Annotated in this window: 15 protein-coding genes; 12 read left to right on the top strand and 3 right to left on the bottom strand. The window is 63.2% G+C overall.

All coding sequences use genetic code 11. The annotated features are described in order from the left end of the window. Window positions 1–37: 37 nt before the first annotated feature. From LSO07_RS09180 to LSO07_RS09170, 3 genes are all read left to right on the top strand, one after another. Entirely contained in the window at window positions 38–2,551 is a 2,514-nt protein-coding gene (locus LSO07_RS09180) for a TonB-dependent receptor plug domain-containing protein (RefSeq protein WP_225317228.1), read from the top strand. A gap of 17 nt (window positions 2,552–2,568) precedes the next feature. After that, complete coding sequence (locus LSO07_RS09175; protein WP_083299500.1) at window positions 2,569–3,492, top strand: SAM hydrolase/SAM-dependent halogenase family protein; 924 nt, start codon at window positions 2,569–2,571, stop codon at window positions 3,490–3,492. A 237-nt stretch (window positions 3,493–3,729) separates the two neighbouring features. Next, window positions 3,730–4,065, top strand: a complete 336-nt coding sequence (locus LSO07_RS09170; RefSeq protein ID WP_151093471.1) for a hypothetical protein — start codon at window positions 3,730–3,732, stop codon at window positions 4,063–4,065. 93 nt (window positions 4,066–4,158) lie between these two features. Here LSO07_RS09170 and LSO07_RS09165 read toward each other — a convergent pair whose 3' ends face one another. The 3 genes from LSO07_RS09165 to LSO07_RS09155 all read right to left on the bottom strand — a co-directional run bounded on the left by LSO07_RS09165 (window position 4,159) and on the right by LSO07_RS09155 (window position 9,225). Continuing rightward, a complete protein-coding gene (locus LSO07_RS09165) occupies window positions 4,159–7,380 on the bottom strand; it encodes an efflux RND transporter permease subunit (protein WP_151093469.1) in 3,222 nt (1,073 codons plus the stop codon). Between the two features lie 3 nt (window positions 7,381–7,383). Next, window positions 7,384–8,559: an efflux RND transporter periplasmic adaptor subunit gene (locus LSO07_RS09160; protein ID WP_151093467.1), complete on the bottom strand. Its 1,176-nt coding sequence runs from the start codon at window positions 8,557–8,559 to the stop codon at window positions 7,384–7,386. Window positions 8,560–8,799: 240 nt separating this feature from the next. Beyond that, window positions 8,800–9,225 (bottom strand): divergent PAP2 family protein, encoded by a 426-nt coding sequence (locus LSO07_RS09155; RefSeq protein ID WP_092612170.1) that lies wholly within the window; start codon window positions 9,223–9,225, stop codon window positions 8,800–8,802. A 246-nt stretch (window positions 9,226–9,471) separates the two neighbouring features. Here LSO07_RS09155 and LSO07_RS09150 point away from each other — a divergent pair, with 246 nt between their 5' ends. The 9 genes from LSO07_RS09150 (at window position 9,472) to LSO07_RS09110 (ending at window position 18,519) form a co-directional block, all read left to right on the top strand. Next, window positions 9,472–10,554 (top strand): DUF475 domain-containing protein, encoded by a 1,083-nt coding sequence (locus tag LSO07_RS09150; RefSeq protein ID WP_099387048.1) that lies wholly within the window; start codon window positions 9,472–9,474, stop codon window positions 10,552–10,554. Between the two features lie 100 nt (window positions 10,555–10,654). Beyond that, window positions 10,655–11,230 carry a TerD family protein gene (locus tag LSO07_RS09145; protein ID WP_034785104.1) on the top strand — a complete coding sequence of 192 codons (576 nt, stop codon included), beginning with the start codon at window positions 10,655–10,657 and terminating at the stop codon, window positions 11,228–11,230. Between the two features lie 106 nt (window positions 11,231–11,336). Continuing rightward, the gene (locus LSO07_RS09140; RefSeq protein ID WP_035826041.1) at window positions 11,337–12,053 is read left to right on the top strand and encodes a TIGR00266 family protein; all 717 of its coding nucleotides are present in this window, start codon (window positions 11,337–11,339) and stop codon (window positions 12,051–12,053) included. A 212-nt stretch (window positions 12,054–12,265) separates the two neighbouring features. Then, on the top strand, window positions 12,266–13,303 hold the full coding sequence (locus tag LSO07_RS09135; protein ID WP_151093465.1) for an ATP-grasp domain-containing protein: 1,038 nt from the start codon (window positions 12,266–12,268) through the stop codon (window positions 13,301–13,303). Continuing rightward, complete coding sequence (locus LSO07_RS09130) at window positions 13,300–14,457, top strand: phosphoribosyltransferase domain-containing protein (protein ID WP_070259731.1); 1,158 nt, start codon at window positions 13,300–13,302, stop codon at window positions 14,455–14,457. Before LSO07_RS09135 ends, LSO07_RS09130 begins: the two co-directional genes overlap by 4 nt. Beyond that, a complete protein-coding gene (locus tag LSO07_RS09125; protein ID WP_070259729.1) occupies window positions 14,435–15,187 on the top strand; it encodes an HAD family hydrolase in 753 nt (250 codons plus the stop codon). The genes LSO07_RS09130 and LSO07_RS09125 overlap by 23 nt, the downstream gene beginning before the upstream one ends. Then, window positions 15,184–16,290 (top strand): cysteine protease StiP family protein, encoded by a 1,107-nt coding sequence (locus tag LSO07_RS09120; RefSeq protein WP_151093463.1) that lies wholly within the window; start codon window positions 15,184–15,186, stop codon window positions 16,288–16,290. The genes LSO07_RS09125 and LSO07_RS09120 overlap by 4 nt, the downstream gene beginning before the upstream one ends. After that, on the top strand, window positions 16,283–17,278 hold the full coding sequence (locus tag LSO07_RS09115) for an HpcH/HpaI aldolase/citrate lyase family protein (protein WP_034785095.1): 996 nt from the start codon (window positions 16,283–16,285) through the stop codon (window positions 17,276–17,278). The genes LSO07_RS09120 and LSO07_RS09115 overlap by 8 nt, the downstream gene beginning before the upstream one ends. Beyond that, the gene (locus LSO07_RS09110) at window positions 17,275–18,519 is read left to right on the top strand and encodes a TerD family protein (protein ID WP_092612155.1); all 1,245 of its coding nucleotides are present in this window, start codon (window positions 17,275–17,277) and stop codon (window positions 18,517–18,519) included. The genes LSO07_RS09115 and LSO07_RS09110 overlap by 4 nt, the downstream gene beginning before the upstream one ends.

Raw genomic sequence — 18,519 nt, 5'->3', positions numbered from 1 at the left:
TCCATACGAACACCAATCGAGCCCAAAGGACACCGCCTTGCATCCGCGCCATTCATCCACCCCTGCCTCCCTTCCCGCCACGCGCCTGCGCGCCATCGTGCTGGCCTGCGCCATGCTGGGCACCGCGCCCGCCTGGGCCCAGGACGCGCAAGCCACCGCCAGCACAGGCACCACCGCTGAAACGGCCAGCCCCAGCATCGACCAGGTCACCGTCGTCGGCTCGCGCGCGCGCAACCGCACGGTGTTCGACAGCAGTGTGCCCATCGACCGTTTCGGCGCACGCGAAGTGAGCAATGCGCTGGCGACGGGCGACGTGGGCGCGGCCCTGCAAAACCTGTCGCCGTCGATCAACTTCCCCCGCATCGAGTCGAGCGGCGCGTCCGATTCCGTGCGCGGCATCCAGTTGCGCGGGCTGGCGCCCGACCAGGTGCTGGTGCTGATCAACGGCAAGCGCCGCCACACGAGCGCCGTGCTCGATACGGAAAGCAGCTTTGCCGGCACCGTGCCGGTGGACATCAACGCCATTCCGCCGAACGCCATCGACCATATCGAAATCCTGCGCGACGGCGCCGGCGCCCAGTACGGCAGCGATGCCGTGGCGGGCGTGATCAACATCGTACTGAAAAAGGCCCGTACGGGCGGCGCCGCTTCCGTCAGCCATGGCGCCAACCACACGCATTTCGACCCGACCGACCAGACCCTGACGGATGGCCAGACCGTCATCGTCAACGCCGACTATGGTGTGCCGCTGGGCGAGGCGGGCTTCTTCCGCTTCGGCGCGGAGACGCGGCACCGCTCGCCCACGGAACGGGCCGGCCCCAGCGACGCGGGCTGGACTTCCTACAACTTCACGCCAGCCGACCAGGCGCTCGACGGCAAGGTGGTGTTCAAGTCGGGCGACTCGCGCCAGCGCAACCACTATTTGTTCTACAACACCCAGCTCACCCTGGACAGCGGCCTGGACCTGTACTCGTTTGCCACCCTCAACGAACGCACATCGGACGGCAGCGCCTACTTCCGCTATCCGGGCGACCCGTCGAACGTAGCGGCCCTGTATCCGAATGGCTACCGCCCCGTCACCAATGGCGACAAGCGCGACCTCAGCATCGTGGCCGGCGTGCGCGGCAGCGCTGGCGAATGGAACTGGGACGCCAGCGCGCGCCACGGCAGCGACCGCTTTGACTACGGCGTGAGCCACTCCGTCAACGCTTCGCTGGGTGCGGCCAGCCCCACGCGTTTTGATCTGGCCGGCTTCGACTTCCGCCAGAATGCCTTGAACCTCGATGCCACGCGCAGCATCGACATCGGCTTGCCCGCCCCTTTGAGCCTGGCGGTGGGCGCCGAATGGATGCGTGAAACCTACACCAGCTCGGCCGGCGATCCTGCCTCCTATGCGGCCGGCAGCTTCACGGACGCTCCGCCGGGCGCGCAGGCGGGACCGGGCTTGCGCCCCTCGGACGCCTACGACGGCAGCCGCCAGATCCGCTCCGTGTATGCGGACGTGGAAAGCGACCTCACGCCGCGCCTGCTGGTGGGCGCCGCCGCCCGCTATTCCCACTACAGCGACTTCGGCAGCGCCAGCACGGGCAAGCTGTCCACGCGCTATAAAGTGACGGATAACTTCCTCGTGCGCGGCTCGCTGTCGAACAGCTTCCGCGCGCCGGCCCTCGTGCAGACGGGTTTCCGCTTCGCCACACTGAACTTCAACGCCGATGGCACGGCACTGCAAACTGCGGCCCTGCTGCCGGCCAGCGATCCGCTGGCGCGCAGCTTCGGCGCACAACAGCTGAAACCGGAAAAATCGACCAACGTCTCGCTGGGCCTGGCCTGGAAACCGGCCACCGCCACCAGCGTGACGGTGGACGCCTACGTGATCCGCATCCGCGACCGCATCACCCGCTCGAGCGACTTGCAAAGCGACGCCGTCACGGCCTACCTGGCCGCGAATGGCCGCAACGATATCCAGTCCGTGGCCTACCTGGCCAACCTGCTCGACACCGCTACCCGCGGCCTGGACGTGGTGCTGAACCATGACCTGGCGTTCACCTCAGGCAAGCTGAACCTGAATGCGGCGCTGAACCTGAACAAGACCAGCCTTGACAAGGTACGCCAGAGTTCCGCCGCGCTGGCCAACATCGATCCGAGTCTGACCCTGCTGACGGAGACGAGTTTGTTCCGCATCAAACATGCGTCACCCGCGAGCAAATTGATCCTCGGCGCCGACTGGCAGGCAGCCGGCTGGGGCGTGCAGGCGCGCGCCACGCGCTTTGGCGAGCTGAAAGATTTTTCCTACGACAGCGATGCACCCTTGATCGACGGCATCCCCGCCCAGCGCTTCGGCGCCGTCTGGTCGCTGGACCTGGAAGGCCAATTGAAACTGAGCAAGCAACTGACTTTGAGCGTGGGCGGCAACAACATCCTTGACCGCTATCCGCAGCGCGTGCGGGAAACGAATAACGCCACGTATGGCGGCGCCCTGCCCTACAATTTCATCAACCCCATCGGCGTCAATGGCGCGTACTTCTACGCCAAGCTGAACTACACCTTCTAACGCCACGGAAAGAATCCATGATCATCAAGAAAATCTCCCACCTCGTCGCCGGCGCCTGCCTGAGCGCCCTCCTGCTGTCCAGCGCCCAGGCCGCCGCGCCGCTGGTGCTGATGACGGACTTCGGCACGGCCGATGGCGCCGTATCGGCCATGCATGGCGTGGCCTATGGCGTCGATCCCCAGCTCACCATTTCGGACCTGACGCACCAGATTCCCGACTACGACATCTGGCTGGGCGCCTATCGTCTGTACCAGACGGCCAATTACTGGCCCCAAGGCACGGTGTTCGTGTCCGTCATCGACCCGGGCGTGGGCACGGCGCGCAAGTCGGTGGTGCTGAAAACCAAGGGTGGACGCTATTTCGTGGGGCCGGACAATGGCCTGTTCACCCTGATCGCCGAGCGCGACGGCGTGGCCGAACTGCGTGAAATCGATGAAAAGGTCAATCGCCTGGCGGGTTCCGCCGAATCGTACACTTTCCATGGCCGCGACGTGTACGCGTATGTCGGTGCGCGCCTGGCGTCGGGCGCCATCACGTATGAACAGGTGGGTCCGCAATTGCCGAGCGAATCCGTGGTGAAGATCGCGTATCAAAAACCTGTACGCGACGGCAACACCATCCGCGGCATCGTGCCCGTGCTGGACGTCAAGTATGGCAATGTGTGGACGAATATCCCGAAATCCCTGCTCGACGAATTGCAGGTAAAGCTGCACGATCCGCTGCAAGTGCGCATCTTGCACAAGGGCAAACAAGTGGCCAAGGTCACGGCGCCATTCGAACACACGTTTGGCGGCGTCGCCAAAGGCAAACCGCTCGTCTACCTGAACAGCCTGCTCGACGTGGCCGTCGCCATCAGCCAGGGCGACTTTGCCGCCAAGCACCACGTCGAGTCGGGCGTGGATTGGGAAGTGGAAGTGAGCAAGGCCCCTGCCGCCAAATAAACCGGTCGAACGCGGCCAGGGCATCCTGTCCTGGCCCACCTCGTATCCCTTGCGGATTTGCGCTGCGTCAAACGCAGCGCGCTCCCCGCCCCCGCCAGCACGGTGCCTACGCAAGTCCGGTGAACCTGTGCCGGCCCGCCTACTCTAAACCTTGCAAGCGATGCCAGCCTTGTTCCAGATACGCAATCTGGCAAGGCATGCGTTTCCACGACAGTCTTACACTGAAAAGGAACAATCATGACGGCTCCACTCCTGACTACCAGCAAGCTCGTCCTCGGCAGCGCCATCGTCTGTGCGCTGCTGGGCGGTTGCAATAAACGCAATGACACCAGCACCACCGCCACGCCCGCCGCCACCGAACCGGCAACGCCGCCCGCCACCAGCGGCACGTCCGGCACCACGGGCACGACCAACCCGGACGCCACCACGCCAGCCACGCCTGGCATGACACCGGGCGCCACCGCCAACCCCGATGGCACGACCACGCCGCCATCCACCACGCCGCCCCCCAACGGCACGACACCGGGAACAGGCACGGGCACAGGCACCACGCCGCCACCACGCAACAGTTAGCCCTCTGGCCAGACGGGCGGGCAAAAAAAAGAGCCTTCCGCGGAAGGCTCTTGAAATACCACGGCGCAGCGCAAGCTGCGCCTTGGCCCGGTATTACTTTTGCAGGCTGACCGACGTCGCCTTCGGCGTGCGGCGTCCCATCAGGAACAGCACGGCCTTTTTCAGCATGCGGTAGACGAAGCGCACCAACAGCAGGGTCAACACGCATTCGAGCAAGGTCAATATCATGGCCACGGCTACGGGCATGCGCGCGGCGCGGCGGTGGAACTTGGCCACGGCGCCATCGCGGGCGATCTCGATGCTGTCATAGAAGGTAGGCACGACCAGCAGGGTCAAAATCGTCGAGGTGATGGTGCCGCCGATGATGGCGATCGCCAATGGACGGTAGAACTCGCCACCCTCGCCCAGGCCCAGCGCCACGGGGAACATGCCCGCGATCAGCGCGAACGTCGTCATCAGGATGGGGCGCAGACGCATGCGGCCCGCGTACATCAGCGCGTCTTCGCGGCCATGCCCCTCTTCCTCGCGCTTGCGCGCCGCGTCCAGCAGCAGGATGGCGTTCTTGGCGACCAGGCCCATCAGCATGATGATGCCGATAAAGCTCATCAGGTTGAGGGTGTTGTTCGTGATCACCAGCGCCACCACCACGCCGATCAGACTCAGCGGCAAGGACATCATCACGGCCACCGGCGCCGTAAATGAACCAAACTGCATGACCAGGATCAAATACATCAGGCCAATACCCATCACCAGCGCGATCAGCATTTCCGTGAACAGCTCTTGCTGATCCTGGCCGGCGCCACCCAGCGCCAGGCCGTAGCCGGGCGGGAAGTCGATGGAGTTGGCCAGTTTCATGGCGTCGCTCGTCACTTCGCCGTTCGAGCGGCCTTGCGCATTGGCCGACACGGTGATCGTGCGCTTGCCATTCTTGTGCTCGATGCCGGACGGGCCCTTGCCCATGGTGATGGTGGCGATCTGGTCGAGCGGCACCATTTGCGACGTGCCCGTCACGCTGATCGGCAGGCGCTCGATGTTTTCCGATGCCACGCGGTCATCGGGATGCAGGCGCACGGCCACGTCGCGCGTTTCGCCCGTCGGATCGACCCAGTCGCCCACTTCCACGCCGGCGAATGCTACGCGCAACGATTGCGCCGCATCATTGACGGAAATGCCCATCGAGTTGGCCAGGCCGCGATTGAGCTCGATCTGCAGCTCGTTCTTCGGGTCCTGCTCGGACAGGCCCACGTCGACGGCGCCGGGAATCGCACGCAGCTTGTCCATATAGGCATTCGTGATTTCCATGAGTTTACGCGAGTCCGGGCCCGTGAATTCCACCTGGATCGGCTTTTGCGAACCATTGCTCAAGTCATCCTGCACCACGTATTCGGCGCCCACCAGGCGCGACATCTTCTCGCGCAGCTCGACGGCGATTTCCTTGGCCGAACGCTTGCGGGTGTTGCGCTTGCCGATGTCGACATACACTCTTCCGCCGCCGGCATTGATGGAGCTGTTGGTATCCTTGGTTTCAGGCAAGGTGCGCGCCAGCACGGCCGCCGCTTCCAGTTTCAAGCGCGAATACTCGATGCTGCTCGACGATGGCGTGCGCACATTGATCATCAGATTGCCCGAATCGGATGCCGGCAAGAAACTCGTGCCGCCATGCGTAGAGTGCAGGACAATGGCGCCCACCAGGCTGCCGAAGGCGATGACGGCCATCCAGCGGCGGTGATGCAGGGCCCAGGCGATCACGCGGCCATAGCGGTCGGCCTGATGGTCGAACCAGTGGTTGAATTTTTCCAGCACGCGGCCAATGCCCTTTTTCGGCGCCGAGTGTTCCTCGACCGGGTCGCCCCAGTAGGCCGACAGCATCGGGTCGAGCGTAAACGAGATGCCCAGGCTGACGAGCACCGAGCACGTCACCGTCAAGGCAAACGGGCGGAACCATTCGCCAGAGATGCCGGGCATGAAGGCCACGGGAATGAAGACGGCGATGATGGAGAAGGTCGTGGCAGCCACGGCCATGCCGATCTCGGCCGTGCCTTCCAGCGCGGCCGTGCGGCGGTCCTTGCCCATCTGCATGTGGCGCACAATGTTTTCGCGCACGACGATGGCGTCATCGATCAGCACGCCGATGGCCAGCGACAAGCCCAGCAAGGTCATGAAGTTCAGGGTAAAGCCGCACAGCCACACGGCAATGAAGGCGGCAATCACGGACGTCGGCAGGCTCAGCGCCGTGATCAGGGTCGAACGCCACGAATTCAGGAAGGCGTAGACGACGAAAATCGTCAGCACGGCGCCCAGCACCAGCGATTCGATCACGTTGTTCAGGCTATGCTGGGCGTTTTCGCCGCCGTCGCGCGTCACTTGCAGGATCGTGCCTTTCGGCAAGGTCTTGTTGATTTCCGCCACCATGTCGCGGATCTTGTTGGCCACGCTGACAGTGGACGCGTCGCGCACGCGGGTGATCGAAATGCCCACGTTCGGCTTGCCGCTGCGCATGCTCAGGCTATTGACTTCGGCAAAGCCATCTTCGATGGTCGCCACTTGCGCCAGGCGCACGATTTCCTCGCCGCGCCGCTTGATCACCACTTTCTCGAAGTCGCTTGGCGATTCGATGCGGCCCACCAGACGGATGCTTTTCTCGTCCAGGGTGCCGCGCACCTTGCCCACGGGCGCATTCGTGTTTTGGTTACGCAAGGCGGTGACGACGTCGCTGACGGAAACATTATATTCACGCAATTTTTCCGCCCGCAGCAGCACGGACAGCTCGCGTTTCAGCGAACCGCCCACGTTGACCAGCGCCACGCCATCGACGGTGCGGAAGCGGTCCGACAGCACGTCTTCGGCCAGGCGCGAAATTTCCGCATGGCTTTGCGTATTCGACGACAGCGCCAGTTGCATGATCGGTTCGGCAGCCGGGTCGATGCGCTGCAAGATAGGCTCGCGCATTTCCGTCGGCAACTTGTAGCGCACGGCGGCAATCGCATTGCGGATATTGTCGGACGCTTCGATCAGGTTGGTATTGAAGGAAAACTTCAGGAAGATGCTGGCCGAACCTTCATTCGAATCGCTATTGACTTCGGTCACGCCGGAAATACTTTGCAAGGACTTTTCCAGGCGGTTCACCACTTCGCGCTCGACCGTGTCGGGCGATGCGCCAGGGTAAGGGATGCTGACGACGATGAAGGGCACTTCGACGTCCGGGTTCTGGTTGACGCGCAATTTCTTGAGCGCCAGCAAGCCGACGCACATCATGGCCAGGATCAGGACGATGGTGGCGGTGGGCCGCTTGATACTGAAATCGGAAAGGAACATGGCTTAGTTTCCTTTACCAGCAACGGCGCTGCTGCTGCTGGCCACGGCGGCGGCAGGCACGGCCTTGGCGGCCGTCAATTCCACTTTCTGACCATCCTTGAAGGTCGAGCCCGGCGTGCGCAGCACGGTGTCGCCGCTGGCCAGGCCGCTTTGCACTTCCCACTGGCCCGTGCGCACGTCGCGCGCGCCGATGCGCAAGTTGACTTTATGCAAAGCCTTGTCCTTGACCTTCCACGTGTAGGTCACGTCGCCCGCCTTCACCAGGGCCGAATCGGGGATCATCAGCGCGCTGACGGTTTCCGTCTCGATGCGCCCTTCCGCATACAGGCCGGCCACGCGCGGTTGTTCCTTGTCATTGAAATCGACCAGCACGGCCACCTGGCGCGTGACGGCATTGGCGGCAGGATCGACGCGGCGCACCTTGCCCGCGAAATCCTGGCCCGGATACCCATTGATGCGGAACAGCACGGGCTGGCCCACCTTGACGACGCCGATCTTGTCGGCCGACACCAGGCCTTCGAGGCGCATGCTGGTTGGATCGATGACCTTGATCAATTCCTTGCCGATTTGCGCCGTATCGCCATTCGAGACCTTGCGCTCGCTCACGATGCCGTCGAACGGCGCGCGCACGAGGGTCCGCTGCAACTGCTGGCGGGCTTGCACGGCGCGGCTTTTCGCGGCGGACAGGTCGCTTTGCGCATTGTTGCGGCGGATTTCCGCGTCTTCCAGCGCCTGCGTCGACGTCATGCCCGAGGCGCGCAGGGTTTTCATGCGCTGGAACATGCGTTCGGACTGCTCCAGCACCTGGCTGGCGGCGCGGCTGGCTTCCTCGGCCGAATTGAGGCCGTCGCGGATGGACGTTTCGTCCAGGCGCACCAGCACGTCGCCCCGTTTGACCACTTCGCCATTTTCCTTCATGACCTGGATCACCACGGCCGACACTTCGGCGCGCAAGTCCGCATTGCGCTCAGGCTGCACGGAACCGGTGATGACAGGCCCCGATGCCAGCGCATTGCTCTGGATGGTCAGCAGGTCTTCCGGGGATACCAGCAGATTGACGGCAGCGCCCGCCTGTTCCTTGCCCCCCTTGCCAGCGCCTTTGCCAGGATCTTTGGACTCTTTGCCGCAGGCGGCCAGGGCGGAAGCGATTGCCAGAACAAACAGGGTTTTGCGCAACATGGGTAATTCTCCGGATAGATAGCACCACTACCGTTGCTGCGGCCCGGATAGGGCTGCAAGCGATAGCAAGCATAATATTTTTATTAAAACCACAAGCGCCAAAGTATCCATGAGCGTGTCCGGGCATGTCAATCGGCGGCTTCCTGTAATGCTTTAATGAATGGATGAAACGTAGTTTTTACGCCCTGAAACGCAAAACCCCGCCTTCAGGCGGGGTTTTGCGTTTCAGGGAAAGCGAACTTAGCGGGCAAAAACGGTGTTGATCAGGAAACCGATCGCCACGCCCGTGCACAGGCCGCCGGCGATTTCCACCAGGGTATGCCCCATGCGCTCGCGCAGCCAGGTATGCGCCGGGCTGGCCGCTTCCTTGGCCAGGCGGTTGATGGCCGCCGCCTGCTTGCCTACGTGCTGGCGCAGGCTGTTGGCGTCGATGATGACGATGAAGGCCAAGGTCACTGCCACGCCGAAGGCGGGATGGCCGATGCCTTCGCGCAAGGCGATCAGGGTGGCCATGCTGGAAACGACGGCGCTATGGTTGCTGGGAAAGCCGCCATTGCCGACCAGGCCGAACGCCCATTGCCGCGTGCGGACACTGTTGATCAGGAATTTGATCGGTCCGACCAGGATCCAGGTGATCAGGGGCGTGACGAGGTAAGCGATATCCACGGAGTATTCCTTCTTATATATGTATAGAGTGTGCAAGAGACTGCGGCAGCCCGATGGGCGCGCCGCAATTATCGCAGATCATCCGCGCCAGCAGAACTGTCTATCGTCAGCCTATAAAACGCCGCCCCCGGCGGCAACTAATATAAAATCATGGCATATACAACAATTGACGTATATCAACACTGAGTGCGGCGCGCACAGCGGCGCGGATAATCAAACGTCTTTCACACTTGCAACGGGGTCCTCATGCGGCATTTCAGAATTTCCTTTTTAGTCACTTTTATCCTGATGGCAGTGTCAGGCTGGTGGGGGTACAGCCATGGCGGCATGTCAGGCATGATCCAGGCGCTGTGGATCACGGGCGTGCTGGGCATCATGGAAGTGTCGCTGTCGTTCGACAATGCCGTGGTGAATGCCTCGGTCTTGCGTCACTGGAATGAGTTCTGGCAAAAACTGTTCTTGACGGTCGGTATCCTCGTGGCCGTCTTCGGCATGCGGCTGCTATTTCCGTTGGTCATCGTTTCCGTCGCCACGGGCCTGGGCCTGGTCGACGTGTGGACCATGGCCACCACGACGCCGGACGTGTATGCCAAGCACTTGACGGACAACCATGCGCAAGTGGCGGCCTTCGGCGGCGCCTTCCTGCTGCTGGTGTTCCTGAACTTCCTGTTCGACGATGAGAAGGAGTTGCACTGGCTGGGCTGGGCCGAGGAAAAAGTCAATGCGCTGGGCACCGAAAGCCTGGCCGTGCTGATCACCATGGGCGCCGTGGCCGCCTGCGTGGCGATGGGCCCTGTGGATGAAAAATACAGCGTGCTCGCTTCGGGCATCGTCGGTATCGCCGTCTACATCGGCGTGAACTGGATCAGCGGCTTGCTGGAAGAAGACGAACCGGACTTGCAGGATGACGCAGAAGAAGGCGCCGCGCCAGCCAGGAACGGCAATGGCGACCTGGTAAAAACGGTGGCGCGCGGCAGTATCGGCGGCTTCCTGTACCTGGAAGTGCTGGACGCCTCGTTCAGCTTTGATGGCGTGATCGGCGCGTTCGCCATCACCAACGATGTCGTCATCATCATGCTGGGCCTGGCCATCGGCGCCATGTTCGTGCGCTCGATGACGGTGTACCTGGTGCACAAGGGTACCCTGGACGAATTCGTCTACCTGGAGCACGGCGCCCATTATGCGATCGGCATCCTGGCCTTGATCATGCTGGCGTCCGTCAAGTACCATATTCCGGAGTGGTTCACGGGCCTGTCGGGCGTGGCCTTCATCCTGGTCTCGCTGTGGTCCTCCTTGCGCTATCGCAAACGGCACGCGGCACAAGCTTGAAATCGGGGGTTCCGCCCCCAGTTGAGGAAGTAATGGCACGAGCGCTTTGCGCTCATCCCATGCAGGTATGTTTAAGTAAATTACTGAAAAGGAGCACCACATGGCAATCAGTTTGCAAAAAGGCGGCAACGTCAACCTGAGCAAGGAAGCACCGAACCTGAAGAAGATCATCGTCGGCCTCGGCTGGGATCCTCGTTCGACGGACGGCGCCACCTTCGACCTTGACGGCAGCGCTTTCCTCCTGAAAAGCGACGGCAAAGTCCGTGGCGACTCTGACTTCATCTTCTACAACAACCTGAAGTCGACCGACGGTTCCGTCGTCCACACGGGCGACAACACCACGGGCGAAGGCGAAGGCGACGATGAGCGCATCGAAATCGACCTGTCGCGCGTGCCGGCCGACATCGACCGCATCAGCATCACCGTCACCATTCACGATGCCGACGCGCGCCGCCAGAACTTCGGCATGGTCTCGAAAGCCTTCATCCGCTGCCTGAACGCGGAAGGCGAAAAAGAAATCGCCCGCTACGACCTGTCCGAAGACAGCTCGACGGAAACGGCGATGATCTTTGGCGAAATCTACCGCTACAACGGCGAATGGAAGTTCAAGGCTATCGGCCAGGGCTTCAACGGCGGCCTGGGCCCACTGGCCCGCTCGTTCGGCGTCAATGCCTAAAATTCACACGCAGAAAGCCTGCCTGGCTTTCTGCGGTGAATTGGACTAGTGTCGTATCATCACTGCCGCCTGCACAGTTCAGGCGGCTTTTTTTTGGAGATTTATCATGCCAGTATTTAGTGTCACGGGCGACGTCGATCCTTTCCTCCACGTCAGCATGAAACAGGGCGAAACCATCTATTGCGAATCCGACGCGATGGTGATGATGGAAACGGCGCTGGACTTGAAAGGCAAGATGACGGGCGGCCTGGGCAGCGCCATCATGCGCCGCTTCGCGAATGGCGAATCGTTCTTCCAGCAGCATATCGAAGCGGTGCGCGGCAGCGGCGATTGCCTGCTTTCCCCCACCCTGCCGGGCGCCATCGAAGTGGTCGACGTGGGCGCGCGCCAGTACCTGCTCAACGACGGCGCCTTTGTCGCCGCCACCTCTGGCACGGAAATGAAGGTGCGCACGCAAAGCATCGGCAACGCCTTGTTCGCCCAGTCGGGCGGCTTCTTCGTCATGGAGACGGCCGGCACGGGACAAGTGGTGGTGTCGGGCTTCGGCTCCATGTTCCAGCTCGACGTCGAGCCGGGCAAGGATGTCGTGATCGACAATTCCCACGTCGTGTGCTGGGACAACAGCCTGAAATACGAGATTTCCGTGACCACGGGCGGCGGTGCCAGCGGCGGCGGCATCGGCGGCTTCCTCGGCAATATCGTCAATAGCGTCACCAGCGGCGAAGGCATCGTGCTGCGCTTTTCCGGCTCGGGCAAAGTGTTCATCTGCTCGCGCAACCGCGACGCCTTCCTCAAATGGACAGCCAGCGGCAAGGCTGGCTGATCCTCAAACGCCCGCCAAAACCGTTGCGAGCGGAAGGGGACGTGGCCGAGAAGCGCAGCTGTGCGTATGCACAGTGAGCATCGCAGGCCGCGTCCACGACGCGCAGCAGGTTTGGGCGGGCGTTTTTCTAAGGCCAGGTTAAGTCTGGCTGGCTAGAATCCCCGCGCGCGCACCTGCGCGCGGCTTTCCCTTTCTTTACCCGGTCCCCGTACATGCAAAGAGTCTGGTTCAACAAAACATTTTCCTCGGTCGGCACGGCCATGCGCCTGATCCGCGAGGCCGATATGGCCGCGACAAGCGGTGCGCCCCGCTATCACATCGTGTGCAGCAATACGAACGCGCACGCGGCCGCCTTCCTGTCGGCCCACGAATACGCGGTCGAACCGTCGGGCCTGACGGGCCTCAATTATGTCGAGTGGTGCCTGGAATTCTGCCGCGACCGGGGCATCACGATTTTCTGGCCGGGCAAGGAAGCGGGCCTGATCGGCAGCGCCAGCGCGCGCTTCGCCGCCATCGGCACGCGCGTGCTCAGCGTGGCCAGCGAAGACACCCTGAATTTAATGCACGACAAGGCGCGCTTCTGCGACGGACTCGATCTGCCCATGGCGCGCCCGGCCGACTACCGCGCCGTCACCACGATCGCAGAATACGACGCCGCCTACGCCGAACTGCGCCCGCTGCATCGCAAGCTGTGCATCAAGCCGTCCGAATCCGTGTATGCCCTGGGCTTTGCCATTCTCGATGAAGAGCGCACCAGCGCCCAGCTGCTGCTGGCCGGCGCCGCCTACCAGATCAATGCGCAAGAGCTGCGCAGCGGCCTGGCGCAGATGGCATCGTTCAAGACCCTGCTGCTGATGGAATACCTCGACGGCCACGAATACAGCGCCGACTGCGTCGCCGACCAGGGAAAGCTCGTTTGCGCCGTGCCGCGCAAGAAGCTGCACGGGGGCGGCAGCGGCCAGCTGATCGAACTGCGCGACGACTTGCTGGCAGCCTGCGACAAACTCGCGCGCGACTACCGCCTGAATGGCGTCTTCAACATCCAGTTCCGCGAAGGCGCGAATGGCCTGGCGCTGCTGGAGATCAACCCGCGCATGTCGGGCGGCATCGGCATGGCGTGCGCTGCCGGCCCGAACCTGCCCTACCTGGCGCTGGCCGGTTTCGACCAGGGCTTTGACAAGCTCACCGTGCCCGCCATCCACGAAGGCATGCGCGTGGGCGAAGCCGCCTATGCCGTGGAGCTGCCATGAACATCGTCAAGCAGCAGATGCCCACGGGCGAGCTGACCTTGAAAGTGGACGAGGCGCGCTTTCCGCTGGACTGGCTGATCGGCTTTGCCGCGCGCGCCAACGCCAAGCGGGGCTTTTTGTTCCTGTCCAAGGTGCTGGGCAAGCACTGGCCCGTCACGCCGCGCGCCATGCAAGCCATCCACGACGACCTGGCCGCGCAGATCCCCCCCAGCCTGCCCGGTCCCGTGGTCTTCATCGCCATGGCGGAAACGGCCGTCGGCCTGGGCCAGGGCGTGTTCGAGGCATGGCTGCGCGCCAACCCGCATGGAAAAGCCCTGTTTTTGCACAGCTCGCGCTACCGCGTGGGTACGGTGCCCTTCTTCGAATTCGAGGAATCGCATAGCCACGCGCCGCGCCAGTTCCTGCATTTATCGGACGCCGCCAGCGCGCTGTTTTCCACGGCCCGCAGCCTGGTGCTGATCGACGATGAAGCGTCGACCGGCAACACCTTCGCCAACCTGGTGCAAGTGTGCCGCGCGCGCTATCCGCAGCTGGAAAAGCTGCACCTGGGCGTGATCACCAATTTCATGGGCCAGGCCGCCAACGCGGGCTTGAGTGAGCGTTTCGGCCTGCCCACCAGCATCGGCGCGGCGCTCTCCGGCCAGTACGCCTTCCAGGCAGGCGATGCGCCTGCTCCGGTAGCGGCCAGCGCGCAGCGCTTCGAGGCGAATGCGGAACGGGGCGCCAGCCCCGCGTTTGGCCGCATCGGCGTGGGACGCGCCCTGGCGCCGCCGCAAGGCCTGGCGGTGCAGCTGGCGCAGGAAATCGGCGCCGGCGACTCCGTGCTGGTGCTGGGCACGGGCGAATTCATGCACCCGTCGTTCTTGCTGGCGCGCGAGCTGGAAGCGCTGGGCAAGAACGTGGTGGTGCAATCGACCACGCGCTCGCCCATCCTGTCATGGGGCTCCGTCGGCCACATCGTCAACTGCGACGACAACTACGGCGAAGGCATCGCCAATTACCTGTACAACGTGGCGCCTGGCCAGTACCAGCACGTTTTCATCTGCCATGAAACCCCGGCCAGCCCGGCCCTCATGCAACTCGCCGGCCAGTTGAATGGCCGCCTGTTCCACTTTCAGTCAGAGACCAAAATTGAAGAAATTCCTGTTTGTTGATCTGGACGACACACTGTTCCAGACCCCGAAAAAATGCCCGGGCGAGACCGACCTGCAGCCGGCCGCCTATCTGAAAAATGGCGACGCCTGCTCGTTTACGACGGCGCGCCAGCGCGCCTTCTTTGAATTCGCGCACAGCGGCATGACCCTGATTCCCGCCACGGCGAGAAATGGCGACGCCTTCCGCCGGGTCGACCTGCCGTTTACCAGCTACAGCGTGCTCGATTACGGCGGCATCGTGCTGCAGCCGGGCGGCGCGCTCGACGCGGGCTGGCTGGCCCTGATGCAGGACGACATGCAGACGGCCTTGCCCGGCCTGCGGGAAGCCATGCGCATCATCGACGATTTCCAGGCCAAGACGGGCATGCCTTCGCGCGCGCGCCTGATCGAGGACTACAACACGCCGTTCTACATCGTCGTCAAGGACCACGAAGCGCGCGGCGAACGCCTGGCCGATATCGAAGAGCAGGTGCTGCAGCAGTGGATCGCCACCGAAGGCAGCGACTACTTCATCCACCGCAACGGCAACAACCTGGCCGTGCTGCCGAAAACCCTGAACAAGGCACGCGCCGTCGCTTACCTGCGCGCGGAGCTGGAAGCCGAACATGGCCCCATCGTCAGCTTCGGCATGGGCGACAGCCGTTCGGACGCCCGCTTCATGGCCGCCTGCGACTACGCCATCATCCCCAACGGCACCCAGCTGGCGGCACTCACGGTGGCGGCGCTATGACCGACGGCACGCAGCATTTCAGCGGCAGCTACCGCCAGGAAGACGTGGAGTTTCTGCTCACGCCGATGGCGCTCGAACCCATCCTCGACCTGGCCGAAAAAGAGCGCTTGATCCAGTCTGGCCAACGTCACTACAGCGAAATGCTGTCGCCCGAATCCCTGCCCTCGCCCGCCTACCTGGCCCTGTTCCGGAGCGCGTTTGCGGCCAACCGCCTGCAGATGGCGCGCGACTGCCTGCGCCTGGCCGCCCTGATCGCGGCGCGGCGCACGGGCCCCATCACGCTGGTCTCGCTGGCGCGCGCCGGTACGCCCGTGGGCGTCATCCTGGGCCACTTGCTGCGCCAGGTGTTCCAGCGCGAATGCAGCCACTATTCCGTCTCCATCATCCGCGACCGCGGCATCGACGCCAATGCCCTGCAGCATATCCTGGCGCAGGGCCACGGTGACGCTTCCATCGTCTTCGTCGACGGCTGGACGGGCAAGGGCGTGATTTCGCGCGAACTGCGCCAGACGGTGAACGACTTCAACGCGGCGCATGGCACGGCCATCGACGGCGGCCTGTTCGTGCTGTCCGACCTGGCCGGCACGGCCGCCTGCGCCGCATCGGCCAGCGACTACCTGATCCCGTCGAGCATTCTGAATGCCACGGTCTCGGGCCTGGTCAGCCGCTCCGTGTTGAATGATGCCATCGGCCCGGACGACTTCCATGGCTGCGTGTACTACGCGCAGTTCGAAGCGCACGACCAGTCGCGCGATTTCGCCGACGGCCTGGTGGCCGACGCCATGGCGATTGCCGCCAGCAGCGGTATCCCGCTGGCCGAAGCGAGCGATGCGCCAGCCATGGCGGCCCGCTCGCAAGCCTACATGGCCGCGGCGCAGCAGGAATACGGCATCAGCGACATCAACCTGATCAAGCCAGGCATCGGCGAAGCGACGCGCGTGCTGCTGCGCCGCGTGCCCGAGCGCCTGATCGTGCGCGACACGAATGCGCCGGACGTGGCACATTTGCTGCTTCTGGCGCAGGAAAAAGCCATACCCGTCACAGTAGAACCGGCGCTGCCCTACCAGGCGGTTGCCCTTATCAGGAGCGCAGTCGATGGATAACAACTCCCTACACCCACAAAGCGAACATAAAGCGGCGCTGGGCGCCTCCATGTATGTGCCGACCACGCACAAGGACTTGCTGGCAATCGCGAATGGCGACAAATTCAGCCATTTGCGTTCGGTCATCCTTTGCACCGAAGACGCCATCGCGGAACGCGACCTCAGTTACGCGATGTTCAACCTGTCGCTGGCGCTGCAAAACATGTGCGACGAATCGGATACCTTGCGCTTCGTGCGCGTGCGCAATCTCGACGTGCTGGCGCGCGTGCTGGCCATGCCCGGCGCCGACAAATTGAGCGGCTTCGTGCTGCCGAAATCCACGCGCCACAATTTCGCCGCCTACTTCGAGCTGGTGCGCCACACGCACCATCTGCTGATGCCGACCCTGGAAACGGCGGAAGTGTTCGACGACGAGGAAATGAAGCAGTTCCGCATCATCCTGTCGGCGCCGGAAGTGCGGCGCCGCATCCTGGCGCTACGCATCGGCGGCAACGATCTGCTGGCATTACTCGGCTTGCGCCGCCCCACCAGCGGCACCATTTATTCAACGCCGCTGGGCCAGGTCATCGGCCGCTTGGTCACCATCTTCAAGCCGCACGGCTTCCAGCTGACGGCGCCCGTCTTCGAGCACCTGTCGCAGGGCAGCTGGCTCGATGCCGAAGTGGCGCAGGACATGGCGCACGGCATGATCGCCAAGACGGCCATCCACCCGGACCAGGTGCCGCAGATCGAACGCCACTACCAGGTGGCGCAGTCGGACATCGAACTGGCGCTGCGCATCATCGACCCGGACAGCCCGGCCGTGTTCCGCATGCAGGAATCGATGTGCGAAGTGGCCACGCACAGCAGCTGGGCACTGCGCATCATCGAGCAGGCGCGCCTGTTCGGCATCCGCCATGCGGCCGACGGCGCCGCGGCGCCCGCCCCCCATTTGCACCACTCCTTGAATACTCAACTCTCCAGCGACGAAGGGACTGCACGACCATGACCAATTTCACACGCGGACAAAAAGGCAAACTGGCTGACCTGGGCTTGAATGGCCCGTTTGCCGTCACGCTCGATATCGTTTCGGGCTCGATGGAAGTGGACGTCAGCTGCTTCGGCGTCGATGCGGCCGGCAAGCTGTCGGACGACCGCTACATGGTGTTCTTCAACCAGAAAAGCGCGCCGGACAACGCCATCACCGTGGACTTGAACGGCCCCCGCTCCACCTTCCAGGTCGACCTTTCCCGCCTGCCCGCCTCGATCGACAAGCTGGTGTTCACGGCGGCGACGGAACAGGGCAGCATGCGCGCGCTGGGCAATTCCAGCATGGCACTGGGCCAGGCGGCCACGTTTGCCTTCACGGGCAATGACTTCCAGGATGAAAAAGCCGTCATCATCGGCGAACTGTATCGCCGCGACGGCAGCTGGCGCTTCGGCGCCGTGGGCCAGGGTTTCGCGGGCGGCCTGGCGGCCCTGCTGAAGCACTTTGGCGGCAGCGAAGCGGGGGCATCCTCCCCGGCGCCAGCGCCGGCTTCCGTGCCCACGCCGGCGGCCCCGCCGCCGGCGAATAAAATCTCGCTGTCGAAAATCCGCCTGGAAAAACGCGGCGACAAGATTTCGCTCGACAAGCGCGACAGCGGCGGCTATGGCCGCATCCGGGTCAACCTGAACTGGAACCAGAACGCGTCGCAAGGCCAGGCGCCCGCTTCGAAGCTGGACACGGGCTTCCTGGGCAAGCTGTTCAACAAACCGGCCGGCCGTTCGGGCGGCATCGACCTCGACATCGGCTGCCTGTTCGAAATGAGCAATGGCAGCAAAAGCGCCGTGCAGGCGCTGGGCAACAGCTGGGGCGCCTACGACCGTCCGCCGTACATCCACCTGGAAGGCGACGACCGCACGGGCAGCATCAGCAGCGGCGAAAACATCTTCATCAACGGCACCCATTTCGACCAGATCAAGCGCGTGCTCGTGTACGCCTTCATCTACGAAGGCGTGCCGAACTGGGCCGCCACCGATGGCGTCGTGACGATCGAGATTCCCGGCCAGCCGACGGTGGAAGTGCGCCTCGACAGCGACAGCCAGCACGCCATGTGCGCCATCGCCATGCTGGAAAACCACGGCGGCAACCTGCAGGTGACAAAGTTGGTGGAATACTTCGGCGGCCAAGGTAAAATCACGGCGCACCAGGCCATGGACGAGCGCTACAATTTCGGACTGAACTGGAAAGCCGGCCGCAAGGACTGA

This window comes from Janthinobacterium sp. PLB04, assembly GCF_021165895.1.
GTDB classification, from domain to species: domain Bacteria; phylum Pseudomonadota; class Gammaproteobacteria; order Burkholderiales; family Burkholderiaceae_D; genus Janthinobacterium; species Janthinobacterium lividum.
The sequence above is the reverse complement of the archived record's forward strand: the minus strand, read 5'-3'. Positions and strand labels throughout refer to the sequence as shown.